The 15594-nt window shown below is 44.6% G+C and carries 12 protein-coding genes; 9 read left to right on the top strand and 3 right to left on the bottom strand.

The window, feature by feature from the left end; all coding sequences use genetic code 11:
* Window positions 1-80: 80 nt before the first annotated feature.
* From FN831_RS19365 to FN831_RS19345, 5 genes are all read left to right on the top strand, one after another.
* Complete coding sequence (locus tag FN831_RS19365; RefSeq protein WP_142529847.1) at window positions 81-1118, top strand: LacI family DNA-binding transcriptional regulator; 1038 nt, start codon at window positions 81-83, stop codon at window positions 1116-1118.
* Window positions 1119-1215: 97 nt separating this feature from the next.
* Window positions 1216-2256, top strand: a complete 1041-nt coding sequence (locus tag FN831_RS19360; protein WP_142529846.1) for a LacI family DNA-binding transcriptional regulator — start codon at window positions 1216-1218, stop codon at window positions 2254-2256.
* A complete protein-coding gene (locus FN831_RS19355; protein ID WP_142529845.1) occupies window positions 2246-2992 on the top strand; it encodes an SDR family NAD(P)-dependent oxidoreductase in 747 nt (248 codons plus the stop codon). Before FN831_RS19360 ends, FN831_RS19355 begins: the two co-directional genes overlap by 11 nt.
* A 30-nt stretch (window positions 2993-3022) precedes the next feature.
* Window positions 3023-4192: a mannonate dehydratase gene (uxuA, locus tag FN831_RS19350; protein ID WP_142529844.1), complete on the top strand. Its 1170-nt coding sequence runs from the start codon at window positions 3023-3025 to the stop codon at window positions 4190-4192.
* Window positions 4193-4215: 23 nt separating this feature from the next.
* Entirely contained in the window at window positions 4216-5307 is a 1092-nt protein-coding gene (locus FN831_RS19345) for a glycoside hydrolase family 43 protein (RefSeq protein ID WP_246101633.1), read from the top strand.
* 353 nt (window positions 5308-5660) lie between these two features.
* On the opposite strand, the gene fabF is transcribed toward FN831_RS19345, so the two are convergent.
* A complete protein-coding gene (fabF, locus tag FN831_RS19340; protein WP_142529843.1) occupies window positions 5661-6905 on the bottom strand; it encodes a beta-ketoacyl-ACP synthase II in 1245 nt (414 codons plus the stop codon).
* A 270-nt stretch (window positions 6906-7175) separates the two neighbouring features.
* Between fabF and FN831_RS19335 the strand changes: the two genes are divergently transcribed.
* The 4 genes from FN831_RS19335 to FN831_RS19320 all read left to right on the top strand — a co-directional run bounded on the left by FN831_RS19335 (window position 7176) and on the right by FN831_RS19320 (window position 12696).
* Window positions 7176-7673, top strand: a complete 498-nt coding sequence (locus FN831_RS19335) for a cupin domain-containing protein (RefSeq protein ID WP_142529842.1) — start codon at window positions 7176-7178, stop codon at window positions 7671-7673.
* Between the two features lie 174 nt (window positions 7674-7847).
* On the top strand, window positions 7848-8576 hold the full coding sequence (locus FN831_RS19330) for an acyl-CoA desaturase (protein ID WP_142529841.1): 729 nt from the start codon (window positions 7848-7850) through the stop codon (window positions 8574-8576).
* A gap of 25 nt (window positions 8577-8601) precedes the next feature.
* Window positions 8602-9633, top strand: coding sequence for a class I SAM-dependent methyltransferase (locus tag FN831_RS19325; protein ID WP_142529840.1), 1032 nt, complete (start codon window positions 8602-8604; stop codon window positions 9631-9633).
* 285 nt (window positions 9634-9918) lie between these two features.
* Window positions 9919-12696 carry an outer membrane beta-barrel protein gene (locus FN831_RS19320; protein WP_142529839.1) on the top strand — a complete coding sequence of 926 codons (2778 nt, stop codon included), beginning with the start codon at window positions 9919-9921 and terminating at the stop codon, window positions 12694-12696.
* A gap of 163 nt (window positions 12697-12859) precedes the next feature.
* Here the strand turns inward: FN831_RS19320 and FN831_RS19315 are convergent, their stop codons facing one another.
* A complete protein-coding gene (locus FN831_RS19315) occupies window positions 12860-14182 on the bottom strand; it encodes a DEAD/DEAH box helicase (protein ID WP_142529838.1) in 1323 nt (440 codons plus the stop codon).
* 51 nt (window positions 14183-14233) lie between these two features.
* Entirely contained in the window at window positions 14234-15571 is a 1338-nt protein-coding gene (locus tag FN831_RS19310; protein ID WP_142529836.1) for an MFS transporter, read from the bottom strand.
* Window positions 15572-15594: the final 23 nt, after the last annotated feature.

Below are 15594 nucleotides of genomic sequence, written 5' to 3'. Positions count from 1 at the left end.
GGTTACGGAAAACGAATTTAGGTTAATATTTTTATTATGCAATCGATTGCCCGATTATTTTTTACATTTTTGCATTGATAATGAAACGCCAGAAAAGAACTACCATCTACGATATTGCCCAGAAGCTGAATATAGCCGCTTCTTCAGTTTCGCGCGCCCTCAGCAACAGTTCAAAAGTTAACGCTGCAACGCGGGCCTTAGTACTGAAGACTGCCGCGGAAATGAATTACCAGCAAAATGCGATGGCCTCGAATTTGAGAAAGGGCAATAATCCTACGATAGGGGTGGTGGTGCCAAGGATCAACCAGAATTTCTTTTCCAATATTATCGCAGGACTGGAGGAAGTGACTTATAAAAAGGGGTATAACCTGATCATTTGCCAGTCGAACGAACTTCATGCCCGTGAGGTGGATTGTGTAAATGCACTGATCAACCAGCATGTAAGCTGTATCATTATTTCGATTGCTGCAGAAACGGGCTCTCATCAGCATCTGCAGCAGGTGCTGGACAGGCATATCCGTTTGATCCAGTTTGACAGGGTAGTGAATGAGCTGGATACATTTAAGGTGATTAACGATAATGAGCGCGCATCTTTCGAGGCTGTTATGCACCTGGTGGCGCAGGGTTATCAAAGAATAGCCTTACTTGAAGGGCCGCAGGACATCGACATCTTCCGTCAGCGCAAAGAGGGTTATCTTACTGCCTTGCGGAAATCCGGCTTTCCCATCCTGGAAGAGCTCATGTGCGAAAACGCATGGACAAAAGAGCTGGGCGCAAAGGCTACCGCTGAACTGCTGAACTTACCTGAGCCGCCGGACGCTATTTTTGCATCCACATCAGATTTTTCTGCGCTGGGCGTACTGGAAGTGGCCACTGATAAGGGAATTGCGGTGCCAGAATCACTGGGGATCTGTGGCTATTCAAATGAGCCTTTTACAGAAATTACAAGCCCATCGATCACTACGATAGATCAGTACAGCATCAGTATGGGCAAAACAATTGCCAATCTCTATTTCCAGGAAATGGAAGCGTTCGACTTTGGCGTAGAACCAAAAATTGTGAGTATAAAGCCCAGGCTGATCGTCCGTAAATCCACAACAAGGCTGTTAAACTCATAATTTGTAAAGCGGTGATTTTCTTGATGTTTTAATAATGCAACGGATTGCATTTTATTAAAATTTTACTACTTTAGACCCTGATTAAGGTTGTCTATATATGAACACGGAGAAGATTATTACCATTTATGATATCGCTGAGCGTCTTAAACTGGCACCATCAACCATTAGCAGGGGATTGCAGGACAATCCTGCTGTGAACCCCAAGACCAGGAAAAAGATATTTGATACAGCAAATGAAATGGGTTACCGTTTCAATACTTTCGCAAGAAACCTGCGTAACCAGAAAACCAATACCATAGGCGTAATTGTGCCGCGGCTGAACAGCTTGTTTATCTCTGCAATACTGGCAGGGATAGAAAAAGAACTCAATAGCGCCAATTACAATATGCTCATCAGCCAGTCGCTCGAACTGGAAGAAAATGAAATAAAATACGCGAAAACGATGCTGCACAACCGGGTAGACGGCCTGATTGTGAACCTGGCGGCCAATACCAGCAGCCTGGATCATTTTGCTGAGTATATCCGCCACCGCATTCCCCTGCTTTTTGTAGACAGAGTGATTGAAAACGATGATTTTAATACCGTGGTGATCAATAATACAAAGGCGGGGTATGAGGTAACTTCGCACCTGATAGCGCAGGGCTGCACAAAAATTGCCCACCTGACAGGAAGCCTGATGCGGAATGTGTACCAGGACAGAAAAGCAGGTTACCAGTCTGCACTTGCAGAGCATGGCATCCCTTACGATGAATCCCTGGTTTTTGAGACCGATCTTACCGAAGAATCTTCAATCAGGGCTGCCCGTGAAATTATAAAGATGAAAACCCGGCCGGATGCGCTATTTGTGGCAAACGATCTTTCTGCGGTGATCTGCATGAAAGTATTTAAAGATGCAGGGCTAACAATACCCGGAGACATCGCCATCGCCGGGTTTAACAATGATGTGATCTCCCGGATCTCGGAGCCTATGCTCACTACCGTAAACTATCCGGGCGAAGAAATGGGCAAAATTGCCGCCCGCCATCTCGTCACCCAGATTAAAGGAGAAGCTGATGCCGCACTGGCAAATACCGTAATCTTAAAGTCGCAGCTGGTGGTGAGGGCTTCAACACTAAAAAATAAAACAGATGACCAATAAAAAAAGAGTTGCCATAGTTACTGGTGGTGCTGCGGGTTTGGGCCTTGCGATCACGCGGAGATTAGTTTCAGAAGGGATCACTACCGTGATGATCGGCAGGAATGAAAAAAACCTTCGGGAAACTGCTGCGGAACTGGGCAGCTTATGCAGTTATAAAGTTCTTGACCTTCAGCAGGTAGCTGCTATTCCTGCCTGCGTGCAGGAAATTGTAGCTGAATTTGGTCAGCTGGATATCCTGGTGAACAATGCCGGCATCAATCATAAGAAGCCATTTCTGGAAGTGACAGACGATGAGTTTTTTCATGTGATCCAAACCAACGTTCTTTCTGTTTTTGCCATGAGCAGGGAAGTGGCCAGGCTGATGGCGGCTGCGGGCAGCGGCTCAATCGTAAATATCAGTTCTATGGCCGCCCAATATGGTATTCCAAAGGTAATCGCCTATACTGCGGCAAAATCTGCCATTGAAGGGATGACCAAAGCAATGGCAGTGGAGCTTTCTCCGCTGGGGATCAGGATCAATTGTGTGGCACCGGGTTTTATTAAAACTGATATGTCATCCAAAGCGCTCGACAATGATCCCGAAAGAAAGAATAAAGTGCTTTCCCGCACGCCAATGGGTTACCTGGGACTGCCCGAAGATATAGCTGATGCCGTTTTTTACCTGAGCTCGGCAAATGCCAAATATATAACCGGAGTGATTATGCCCGTTGACGGCGGTAATTCTGTCGGATTTTGATGATTTAACTGAAAATCGATTGCATAGCTGATGATACAATTTGAACAAAGTATGCGCTGGTTTGGGCCTGCCGATCCGGTAAGCCTGCAGGATATCCGCCAGGCGGGCTGTACGGCGGTTGTTACGGCCCTGCACCATATCCCTGTGGGGGATATCTGGAGCAGCGATGAAATTTTACTGCGGAAAAAGATGATTGAAGCTGCAGGGATGGAATGGAACGTAGTAGAGAGCCTGCCTGTCCATGAAGCGATAAAAATGCGTAATGGAAATTACCGCGAACTGATTGAGAATTATAAGGTAAGCCTCCAGAACCTTGCGGAGGCAGGGCTGAAGGTTGTCACTTATAATTTTATGCCGGTGCTGGACTGGATGAGGACTGATCCTTCATTTACCCTGCCTGATGGCAGCAGGGCCCTGCGTTTTGAAAAGGCGGCATTTATGGCTTTTGATCTTTTTTTGCTGGAACGGCCGGGGGCACTGGCGGAGTATTCCGCTGCAGAAACCGCAGTGGCAAAAGCAAAGTTTGCCTCCATGGACAGTGCAGAAAAAAATTACCTGTTTAACAGCGTCCTGCTTGGTCTGCCCGGCTCTGGTGAGCCCTTTACTCCTGCAATCATCCTGAATGCACTAACAGCCTATGCTGCTATTGATGCTGCAGTTTTAAGGGATAACCTCAGCTTTTTCTTAAGGGAGATCATCCCCGCGGCAGCATCTGCAGGCATTAAAATGGCGATCCATCCGGATGACCCTCCCTATGCGATCCTGGGTTTGCCGAGGATTGTGAGCACTGAGGCTGATCTTGATTTTATTGTGAATGCCTGTCCTTCTCCTGCCAACGGGATTTGCTATTGCACCGGTTCGCTAAGCGTTCGGCGCGATAATGACCTTACCGGGATCATCTCGCGTTATGGTAAACTGATCCACTTTGTGCACCTGAGAAATACCAGACAGGATGAGGATGGTAATTTTTATGAGGCTGCCCATCTGGACGGTGATGTAGACATGTTTGCCGTGATGAAAGAATTGGTGCTGCTGATGCAGCAAACGGGAATTTCACTGCCGCTGCGTCCTGATCACGGTCACCAGATGCTGGACGACCTGCATAAAAAGACCTACCCCGGTTATTCTGCAATTGGCCGCCTAAAGGGGCTTGCAGAATTAAGGGGACTGGAAATGGGAATAGGAAGGTCGCTGAACTAAAAAAAATCCAATACAAACCAAATATGATGCAAAAACTGATGAACAAGGAACTGATCCTGCTGCTTAGCCTCCCTTTACTGGTGCTGACTGCATGTAAGGAAAAAAAGAAAACGGCTGACGATACCGCTTTTAAAGGGGCAATATCAAAGCCATTAATTACAAAAATGTACACGGCAGATCCCTCTGTACATGTTTTTGATGGCAAGCTCTACATTTACCCCTCCCATGATATTGATGCCGGCATTGCTGAAAATGATAACGGCGATCATTTTGCCATGGATGATTATCATATTTTCTCTCTGGATAGTGTAGGCGGACCGGTAACTGATCATGGTGTGGCATTAACTGTGAAAGATATCCCCTGGGGCGGCAGGCAGCTCTGGGCACCTGATGCCGCTTATAAGGATGGCAGGTACTTTCTTTATTTTCCGCTGAAGGATAAAAAAGATGTTTTCAGGATTGGCGTAGCTACGGCAACTACACCCGCCGGGCCTTTTACTGCTGAAAAGGAACCGATAAAGGGCAGTTTTAGTATTGACCCTGCTGTGTTTACAGATACTGACGGCAGCACCTATATGTACTTTGGCGGTATCTGGGGCGGTCAGCTGCAACGATGGAGCAAAGGACAATACGCGGCCAATGGCTCAAAAACAGATCTTGAAAAAGATAAAGAACCTGCACTGACGGCAAAAATAGCTAAACTGACACCTGATATGAAACAATTTGACGGTGAGGTTAAGGATGTGCTGATCCTGGATAAAGAAGGCAAACCTCTATTGGGCGGAGATCATGACCGCCGCTTTTTTGAAGGGTCATGGATGCATAAGTATAATGGAAAATATTATTTTTCATACTCTACCGGTGATACGCATAAGCTGGTATACGCGATAGGGGATACACCTTATGGCCCGTTTACTTACCAGGGTGTGATCATGCTTCCGGTAGTAGGATGGACAACCCATCATTCAATTGTAGAGTATAGAGGAAAATGGCTGATTTTTTACCATGATACCGAATTATCAGGCGGTAAAACCCATTTGAGAAATGTAAAGGTAACCACATTGGAACATGAGGCTGACGGAACGATCAGGACGATCAACCCCTATAAAAAATAGGGACAGTGTTTAAAATAAGGCTTTTGTCTAAAATAAAGTCTGTGCTTAAAATAAGAACTATGCTGAGATACGGACTGTGTCTAAAATAAAGTCTGTGCTTAAAATAAGAATTATGCTGAGATACGGACTGTGTCTGCAATAGTACCCATGCGAGGACCGGCATTTCGCTTATCCTACATCCCCCGGACATCCCCAGCTATAATTTGCCATTTTGCTTGTCCGTCATCTTTCAGAATAAACTAAAAAACCTAACCCTGATATTTTGATGCCTTCTGCTGCGTTAAGCAGCAGAAGGCATCGAAATATCAGGGTTAGGTTTTTTAAAATTATCTTAGGGCAAGCAAGCGGCAAACTTATACGCCCTTAAAAACTACGGTCCCGTTATGTCCGCCAAATCCAAAAGTATTACTCATTGTTACTTTTAATTTCGCAGGGATCGCTTCTTTAATTACAATATTAAGATTGCCCGGTATTGCAGGGTCAATTTCAGTTGTGTTGATTGTGGGTGCAATCACGCTGTCTCTCATAGAAAGTAAGCAGATAATTGCCTCGATTGCGCCGGCAGCACCCAGTAAGTGGCCGGTCATTGATTTGGTTGCACTGATCAGCAGGTTATTTTTGCCTGTTCCCAGCAGGTTGATCACTGCATTTGTCTCAGACAAATCTCCTACAGGAGTAGAAGTCGCATGCGTATTCAGGTAATGGACATCATGAATGGTTACTCCGGCTTCTTCAAGCGCAAGTGTCATCGCTTTGGAAGCGCCCAGTCCTTCAGGATGTGTTGCTGTCATATGGTAAGCATCAGCGGTCATCGCTGCACCGCCAACCTCAGCATAGATATGTGCACCGCGTTTTACGGCATGCTCATATTCTTCAAGTACCAGGGCACCTGCTCCTTCGCCCATCACAAAACCATCACGGTTTATATCAAAGGGTTTTGATGCCGTAAGCGGTGAATCATTTTGTGCAGACATGGCTTTCATTGCACAGAACCCACCTACAGAAGATGCAGATATCGGTGCTTCTGAACCACCGGTAATGATCACCTTGGCTTTACCCAGACGGATATAGTTAAAGGCATCCATGATTGCGGTATTGGAGGTAGCGCAGGCAGAAACTGCTGTATAATTGATTCCCATATAGCCGTTACGGATAGAAATCATACCCGAAGCCATATTGGCGATCAGTTTAGGAACAAAGAAAGGGCTGAAACGCGGTGTGCCATTGCCAAGTGCATATTCTGCCGACTGTTGTTCAAATGTATCCATACCGCCCTGACCAGAACCCCAGATTACACCAACATCAAAAGGATCCATTTTATCAAATTCAAATCCTGAATCTTTGATCGCCTCATCAGAAGCCACCAGTGCGTATTGGGTAAAGCGGTCTGTCCTTTTGATATCAGACCTGTCCAGATATTTGGTAACATCAAAATCTTTGAGCTCACAGGCGAATTGAGTACGGAAAAGTGAAGCATCAAACCGGGTGATTTTTGCCGCTCCGCTTTTACCAGCTACGGTATTGCTCCAGAAAGTATTTACGTCATTTCCTAACGGGGTTAAAGCCCCGATGCCAGTGATAACCACTCTTTTTAACATATGCTTTTATATAATTTTTGATTTAATCCTGCTTTCAAGCCTGATATACAGTTACAAAAGTAAGATTATATTTAATACCAAACGGTATAATTCAGGTAATTTTTGCCTTTTCTCAACCGTTTCGGATGCGAAAATACAAATATTAAGGGGCAATTAGATTAATTGTTTACCCTCTTAATGTAACCTCAGTGATATTTTTTCATAGATTTCTTTAAGGTGAAGGTATTTAAGCTGATATGATTATATTTGAAGATCAAAATATTAAATATAATGTCAGATCAGAAAAAAGAAATATTCGACAGTGTTGCCCAGCGACTAAAGATTGAAGGTTTTAATGTAGTTAACCGTGATGAGACCCGTCCATGGGGAGGTTTTTTTGTAATTGATGAAGAACAGGCGCAGCAGTTTGCTAATGTTTATTTCGATGGATTAAATGTTGAAGATCTCCGTATAGGAGGCAAGTTAAGTCCTAAAATCCTAATTGTAGCACCAAACACCCGTCTTTCATGGCAATATCACCACCGTCGTGCAGAAATATGGCGCGTAGTAAGCGGTACAACAGGCGTGATCACCAGCGAAACTGATGAGCAGGGCGAAGTTCAGCAATTAACACCAGGCACTACGATCAAGTTGAAACAAGGTGAAAGACACCGTCTGGTAGGTTTGGACGACTGGGGCATTGTTTCAGAAATCTGGCAGCATACAGATCCTTCAAACCCATCTGATGAATCGGACATCGTTCGTGTATCAGACGATTTCGGAAGATAATAATATACCTTATACAATATCAGCACTCAGGTGTGCATCTCCGGCTGCATACCTGAGTGTTTGTTCTGCCCCTCTAAGTTTTTTATTCCAATTCAGCATTTCCCGCAAATCCTGTTCCTAAATCCTCAACTGAACATCCAAACAGGTGTTCTTTTTCGTTAGTACATTCAACCTATGATTATTCTTTTATTTTTTGTTTTACACTGGTTTCTGTCCCTTTTTTCGCAAACCTTCTTTTTACACCGTTATGCATCGCATAAAATGTTTAAAATGAATGGCTTTTGGGAAAAGGTGTTCTATACCATTACGTTTCTTTCGCAGGGCTCTTCTTTTCTGAACCCCCGGGCATACGCCATCCTGCACCGGATGCACCACGCTTTTTCTGATACAGAGAAAGACCCGCATTCTCCGCATTTCGTGAAAGATGTTTGGGGAATGATGATCCAGACAAAAAATATATACCTCAATTATGCCAAATACAACGAAGAGCCTGAAGAGCAGTTTCGTGATAAATATCCTTCATGGCCGATTATCGACCGTATTGGTGATTCATGGGTAACACGCCTGATCTTTATCAGCTTTTATGTTTGGTTCTACGTTACCTTTGCTACTGCATGGTGGATGTTCCTGTTGCTGCCGGTCCACTTTCTGATGGGGCCTTTGCACGGTGCAATTGTAAATTGGTGCGGACATAAATACGGGTATTCAAACCACGACAATAACGACCACAGTAAAAACTCACTGCCATTGGATTTTCTGATGATGGGCGAGCTGTTCCAGAATAACCACCACAAAAAACCCAACAGTCCTAATTTTGCTTCCAAATGGTTCGAATTTGATCCTACCTATCCCCTGATGAAGGTGATGCATTGGCTGCATATTATCAGGATCAGAAAAGTATAATAAAAACTCCCTGATTGCGAATTTAATGTGGTACAATAGGTTCATTGAACAGAATAAACTGCCCGATTTTATTCTCCGGATAGGTATGCGTATCCTGCTGAAACACCGTTTGAATGAAGAAACAGTTGAAGATGCCGAAGTTCAGCAGCATCGCTTAAACGATTTTCTTGAAGAGCTCAAAAACTCTCCGATAGCCCTTGCTAACGAAGATGCCAGGCGGCGGCATTATAAATTGCCTCCTGAATTTTACCAGTACTGCTTTGGCAAACGCCTGAAAAGTTCTGCCGGCTACTGGCGGCCGGGGGTAACTGATCTTGATACTGCTGAAGAAGATATGCTCGAGCTGACCTGCCAGCGTGCAGACCTTCAGAACGGGCAGGACATACTGGAACTGGGATGCGGATGGGGCTCAATGTCATTATTTATTTCGGCCAAATACCCTGAAAGCAGGATCACTGTAGTTTCTGATTCCGCTATACAAAAAGCATTTATCGACCAGACTGCCAAAGACAGAAATATCAGCAACCTTACCGTCATTACTGCAGATATGAATACTTTTCAAATCCTGCAGCAATTTGACCGCGTAGTGTCTATAGGAATGTTTGAATATATGCGGAACTATAAAATGCTGCTGAAAAAGGTGAATGGCTTTCTGAAAGATAACGGAAAGCTCTTTGTTCATATGTTCAGCCATCATACACTTGCCTATAAACTTGAGGTAAAAGACGGGACGGACTGGATGAACAATTACTTTTTTGGTGCCGGAATGGTGCCGTCCAACCATCTGCTAAGCTATTTCAATGACGACCTTGCCATCGATAGACACTGGGTAGTAAACGGGATGAATTATTCCAGGACTGCCGAAGCATGGCTGAGTAATATGGATAGCCATGAAAAAGAGATTATGACGATGTTTGAAAAAATATACGGTGAAGATCAAGCCTTGAAATGGTGGGTCTACTGGCGACTGTCTTTTATAGCGTGTGCGGAAATGTTTGGTTACAGAAGTGGTAATGAATGGATGGTTTGTCACTATTTATTTAAAAAGAACAGTTAGAACCTTTCAGTTGTCCCACAGATAGAAACCGCGGTGCAAAAAAAGACGTATATAAAATCAGTTCCATCCAAACTGAAACACACACCAATAAATAATGAGAAGGCTCCTGCAAGGGAGCCTTTCTTTGTTAATAAATGATCTGGTAACAATTCCAGTCAGTGGCAGGCAGATTTTAAGTTTTTAAAGTCTGAATCATCATAATCATGATTATCTTAGGAGAAATTTTGTGTGATGCAATGTGTAATAACATAAGTTAAGCCTGTTTCTAATTATTTAAAAACAATTTTGAAGATAAAAACCAGTTGCCTGTTTTTTCTGTTGTTCAGCTTATTTTTTGTTGAAGCTGTGCAGGCTCAAACTTATATTAAGCTGCGCGGAGTGATTCAGGATACTGTGAAAATGGGTATCCCGGGTGCAAATGTACGATTAATCACAGGTAAGGATACTTTGAATACCACTACAGATTCTGCTGGGAATTTTAGTTTTAATATCAAAAGAACGGTGTCCTCCTTATCTTCAAGGGCCACAGCTGCAACCAACGCTACGGCAACATCAGAGGCTAGTTCATCGTCATTGACTGTCCCGGCAACCTCGTATCCTTTAGTATCAGTTTTGGTTCGCGGTGTAGGTTATCTGCCAGCCAGCACTGACCTCAGCCTTGCTATAAGCGGAAATGAGCAGGTGATACCTGCGCTGATCTTAAAGGATGCTTCCAACCAGCTGGCAGAAGTGGTGATCAAGGCCAGGATTATCCCCATGCGCTTGATGAAGGATACCGTAGAATTTAATGCTTCGGCATATACTGTCCGTGAAGGTGATAATGTAGATGAACTGCTCAAACAGCTTCCCGGTATTGAAATAGATAAAGATGGCAACGTAACGAGCGCTGGCAAGGAAATGACAAAACTGCGTGTGAACGGGAAAGATTTTTTTACCAGCAATGTGAAAGAGTTTATCTCACAGCTGCCTGCGGGGATTGTTGACAAGCTCCAGGTAATTGATGACTACGGTGATAAGGCAAACTTTACGGGCGTTAAAAGCGGGGAACCGCAGAAAATGCTGAACCTGGTACTTAAAGATAAAAGGAACAGGGGCACCTTTGGAAATGCTGCTGTAAGCGGGGGAACCAATGACCGTTATGACGCGGGCATCAATGCCAATATCTGGCGTGACGATAAACAAATCGGCGTACATGCCAAGGCAAGCAATACCAATAATGGCGCCGGCATCAACAACAGCCAGAATACAGGATTTACTTTCAGGGACAAACTGGGAAAGAACCTGACGATCAACGGGAATTACAATTACCAGCACAACAGGACGGAGCTGAACCAGCAAAGTTATATCCAGACCGTGAACTCCCTGGGCACGATTTACAATGAATCCATTTCCCAAAGCGAAAACAAGGGAGCCAACCATAATTTTGATATGGGCGTACAATCGGTAGACGGGCAAAACTATATACAGGGAAATATCCGCGGTTCTGTTAACAATTCTGTCAGCGATGCGCTAACTTCTTCAAAACAGACCGGGGTGATCCGTCAGGATCTGCTGAATGCAAACCATTCTGACCTGCACAGCCCTAACCTGAATGCTGATTTTAACATGGCACGCCACTTTAAAAAGCCGGGGCGCACGGTTTCAGCAGGGTTTACAGCGGGCAACAATATCAGTAATTCTATCCAGGACCAGAACAACAGGATTGGCTATTATGATCCCGAAAGCGGTATGCTGGTGAAAGATTCTTTAAGAAACCAGCTGCTGGACACACGTAACCGTATGCGCAATGTAAATGCCACGGTAACGATCACCGAACCGCTGGGAAATCCATTGGATTCACTGGTAAAAAGAGGTATAGATTTTAGCTATGTGTATTCGTATACTCATACCAGTAATGCGCTGCTGACCAATGTAAAGGATGATATGGACCAATTCAGAAGGGTAGATTCGCTGAGCAACAAGTATACCTCTTCTTTCAGCACCCATACCATCGGTTTAAATTACAGGTACACCACAAAAAAACTGAATTACAGTGCGGGTATTACAGGCCAGCCCAATGTACTTACCGGGGCATATGAAGGCAGGGCAGACAAGATCAGCAGGACCGGCTTTAATATATCGCCGGTAGCAAGGGTAGATTTTATTCCTTCCCCAAAAACTACCTATAGCATGGTGTATAGCGGGAACAGCAATGCACCCGATTTTAATCAGCTGCAGCCCGTTCCTGATACACGTAACCTTCAGAATGTAATCATCGGAAATCCAGACCTGAAAGCTTCCTTTAACCATACCCTGAATTTAAGCTACCGTTCAGTCAGCCCCGCCAATGGGAGTACATTGCAGCTGATGCTCCGCGGGACCGTGGTGCAGGACCAGGTAGTAAGCAATACGGTGCTGATCCGCGACACCTTAAACAGCCTGAAGCAGGAAACCCGTTACCTGAACACAAGTGGAAATTATAACTTTGGCAGTAATTATTACTGGTCGCTGCCAATCTCGGGAAAGAAGTATAATGTTGAAGTGAAGGGCGGGCTCACCTATAATCACAGGGTTTCATACGCAGATAATATCAGGAACTTTGGGAAAGGGTTAAGCCTAAACCAGGGACTGTCGCTCCGGATGAACCAAAAGTGGCTGATGGTAAACACCAGCGCCTCATACAACTACAGGAGCAATGTGTATTCACTGGCCTCTTCCAATTCCAATATCATCCAGACCTGGCTGTTTAATACAGATGCCAAAGTATTTATCCTTCAGAGCCTCAATGCAGGTATAACCAGCTCTAAAACGATCAATCAGGGCTTTGCCATTCCCGGGAGGAATCCTTTGCTGATTGGCGGATATGTAGAGAAAACCTTTTTTAAAAGAAAAGGCAGTATTAAACTGGAGGGGCACGACCTGCTTAACCAGGGAAATAACGTAAACAGGACAATTTCTGATAACTCCATTACCGAGAGCAGGAGCAACCAGGTAACGCGCTATTTCCTGCTTAGCCTAAACTGGAGACTGCAGAACTTCCCCGGCGGCAGCATGGGAGGCAGCATGCGGAGAGGCAGGAGTTAATACCGATAACAAAGGGTGACCCTATACAGATCCTGCTGATGGGATAGCTAAAAAAAAAGAAACTCTGATTTTGATGCCTTCTGGCGCGTTTCAGCGGCAGAAGGCATCAAAATCAGAGTTTCTTTTTTCAGCGAAGCAAGATGATCTTACTACAGATCTATCACTAATCTGTTTTCGCTTTTGGCCTTGAGTTATTATATCTGCGGTTCCCACCACCACCATTGCCTGCCGGTTTTCTTGCACCGCTCAGGTTTGGTTTATGTTCCGTTCTTTCCGGGCGCCCGCCTCTTGCAGGCTTGCTTTTACCTTTTGCCTTTGCTGCTGCAGCACCAGACATCAGGCTCTGCCAGCTCATTGCGTAAGGATGATCTTCCTGAACAGGGATTTTGATCGCAATCAGTTTTTCGATATCATCCAGGTATTCTTTTTCCTCTCCGTCACAGAAAGAGAAAGAGATCCCGCTGTTACCCGCACGGCCTGTACGGCCAATCCTGTGTACGTAAGTTTCAGGAACGTTTGGCAGTTCATAGTTGATTACATGCGTTAGTTCATCCACATCAATACCCCTTGCGGCGATATCAGTAGCAACCAGGATACGTGTGGTTTTATCTTTAAAGTTTGTTAAAGCACGCTGGCGTGCGTTTTGTGATTTGTTACCGTGAATCGCTTCGGCTTTTACACCAACTTTGATCAGGTCTTTCACAATACGGTCTGCACCATGTTTGGTACGGGTAAAAACCAGTGCTGTTGCGATCGTTTTATCTTTCAGGATATGGATCAGCAGGTTTTTCTTATCGTTCTTATCTACATAATAGATAGACTGCTCAATTTTCTCTGCCGTTGATGATACCGGGGTAACTTCAACTTTCAATGGATCAGTTAAGATTGTATTGGCAAGCTTCTGGATTTCAGGCGGCATCGTTGCAGAGAAAAACAGCGTCTGTCTTTTAGAAGGCAGTTTCGCGATCGTTTTCTTTACGTCATGGATAAAGCCCATGTCAAGCATTCTGTCGGCCTCGTCCAGTACAAAGATCTCTACATCTTTCAGGTTAATAAATCCCTGGTTCATCAGGTCGAGCAATCTTCCCGGAGTTGCAATCAGGATATCTACACCGCGGTGCAAAGCATCCGTCTGTGCTTTCTGGCCAACACCACCAAAAATCACCAGGTGACGCAGGGGCAGGTTCTTTCCATATGCCTTGAAACTCTCTTCAATCTGGATGGCAAGTTCACGTGTTGGTGTTAATACCAGTGCCCTGATCGGTTTAGGACCTTTGGCATTCGCGTGCTCTTTATTCAGCAGTTGCAGCATTGGAATGGCAAAAGCGGCCGTTTTACCGGTTCCCGTTTGCGCGCAGCCCAATAAGTCTCTGCTGGTTAATATAGTAGGAATAGATTGTTCTTGTATAGGGGTTGGGTTAGTATAACCCTCTGTTTGCAGCGCTTTTAAAATAGGCTCAATCAGGTTTAATTCTTCGAATAACAATGTGTATGTATTTTAATTAATTTGATACAAAGATACGGATAAGTTCTGTAACTATTGCTCTTCTTTAAACCGGCTGAAAAACAGGAGGGCCAGAATGCAAAGGGCAAAGCCTACAACCCCGTTTAAACGAAGCCCGAAGTCATTTCCGGGATCTTTTCCATAAACTGTGAGCATGGCAAATACTGCAATGCCCAGCGTTTGACCCAGTTTTACGAACAGATATTTTACCGCGAAGAACATTCCTTCATGATTTTCACCCGTTTCTTCGGTATCTTTTTGTGCAATATCTGCCAGGATCGCATTGGGCAGAATACCCAGTGCCGCCAGCGGGAAAGAGGCAAAAGTAACCAGAATAAACATCTGTACCCTGGGATGAAAGGGCAGCCTGCCCAGAGAATAAATGGTCACAAAGATCAGGCTCAGCACTGCGAAGGCAGCGATCACCAGTGCTTTGCGGCCAAATCTTTTAGCACCGTAATTGATAAAGGGATAAAACAGGAGCGACAGCACTACCATGATGCCCATGAACATGCCCCCGTTAGATTCCGGCAGGCCCAACAATACAGTAACAAAATATAACAATCCGCTTGAAATGATACTTAATGCAGTATAATAAGAGAAGTCAGATATCAGATAATATTTAAAGTTCTTATTCCTGAAGGTGCTTTTTATGGCAGGAAGCAGGGCCACATGCGTTGGTTTGCCTTCGCTGTAGTTCTTCTCTTTGATAAAGAGCACCGGAATGGCCATCGCAATGCCTGAGAAGATGCTCAGTCCGTAAATTGTATATTGCAGGGCTTCCATCCGCTGTGGGATATCAAATGTGTCCTGGATCAGATCTGCAAAGTTGTTGGTTAAGGCAGACATGATCATCCCCATCACAAAACCTACCTGCTGAAAGGTAGAGAGCTTCACTTTTTTCTGCGGGGTATGGGCCATTTCTGCCAGCAAGGCATTATACGGTATGATATAGGTGGTCACCGACATAAAAAAGCAGATGAGCATCAGCGTAAGCCACCATGCATTTGAAGTAGTTTCGGCAATGTAAAGCGGATGAAAAACGAGTGCGCAAAAGAGCACTGCCGGAAGAATGGCATAGCTCATAATCGGGATCCTTCTGCCTTTTGGATTTTCGCTCCCATCACTTACCGAAGCGATAAAGGGATCATAAAAAGCATCGAATAACCTTCCTGAAGCAGCAATCAGTGAAAGAATATTGAAAGCACCGAAGACCAGTAATTGCGGAACAAGCGGTGTAAGCCCCGAATTATTAGGTGGCAGGTAGAAGTAAGGCAGCATGACAATAATGATATTTGTCATTGTGCTCCATCCCATCATACCCGCTGCATAGGCAATTTCCTTTCGTAACGGCAGCTCTTTAATCGGCATTCAGGAGGGATGTTTTTTTACAT

Source organism: Pedobacter westerhofensis (genome assembly GCF_900182595.1).
GTDB classification, from domain to species: Bacteria; Bacteroidota; Bacteroidia; order Sphingobacteriales; family Sphingobacteriaceae; genus Pedobacter; species Pedobacter westerhofensis.
The sequence above is the reverse complement of the archived record's forward strand: the minus strand, read 5'-3'. Positions and strand labels throughout refer to the sequence as shown.

Coding starts and splice junctions, on each gene's coding strand:
- FN831_RS19365 (WP_142529847.1), top strand. CDS start 81: ATGAAACGCCAGAAAAGAACTACCATCTACGATATTGCCCAGAAGCTG.
- FN831_RS19360 (WP_142529846.1), top strand. CDS start 1,216: ATGAACACGGAGAAGATTATTACCATTTATGATATCGCTGAGCGTCTT.
- FN831_RS19355 (WP_142529845.1), top strand. CDS start 2,246: ATGACCAATAAAAAAAGAGTTGCCATAGTTACTGGTGGTGCTGCGGGT.
- uxuA (WP_142529844.1), top strand. CDS start 3,023: ATGATACAATTTGAACAAAGTATGCGCTGGTTTGGGCCTGCCGATCCG.
- FN831_RS19345 (WP_246101633.1), top strand. CDS start 4,216: ATGATGCAAAAACTGATGAACAAGGAACTGATCCTGCTGCTTAGCCTC.
- fabF (WP_142529843.1), bottom strand. CDS start 6,905: ATGTTAAAAAGAGTGGTTATCACTGGCATCGGGGCTTTAACCCCGTTA.
- FN831_RS19335 (WP_142529842.1), top strand. CDS start 7,176: ATGTCAGATCAGAAAAAAGAAATATTCGACAGTGTTGCCCAGCGACTA.
- FN831_RS19330 (WP_142529841.1), top strand. CDS start 7,848: ATGATTATTCTTTTATTTTTTGTTTTACACTGGTTTCTGTCCCTTTTT.
- FN831_RS19325 (WP_142529840.1), top strand. CDS start 8,602: ATGTGGTACAATAGGTTCATTGAACAGAATAAACTGCCCGATTTTATT.
- FN831_RS19310 (WP_142529836.1), bottom strand. CDS start 15,571: ATGCCGATTAAAGAGCTGCCGTTACGAAAGGAAATTGCCTATGCAGCG.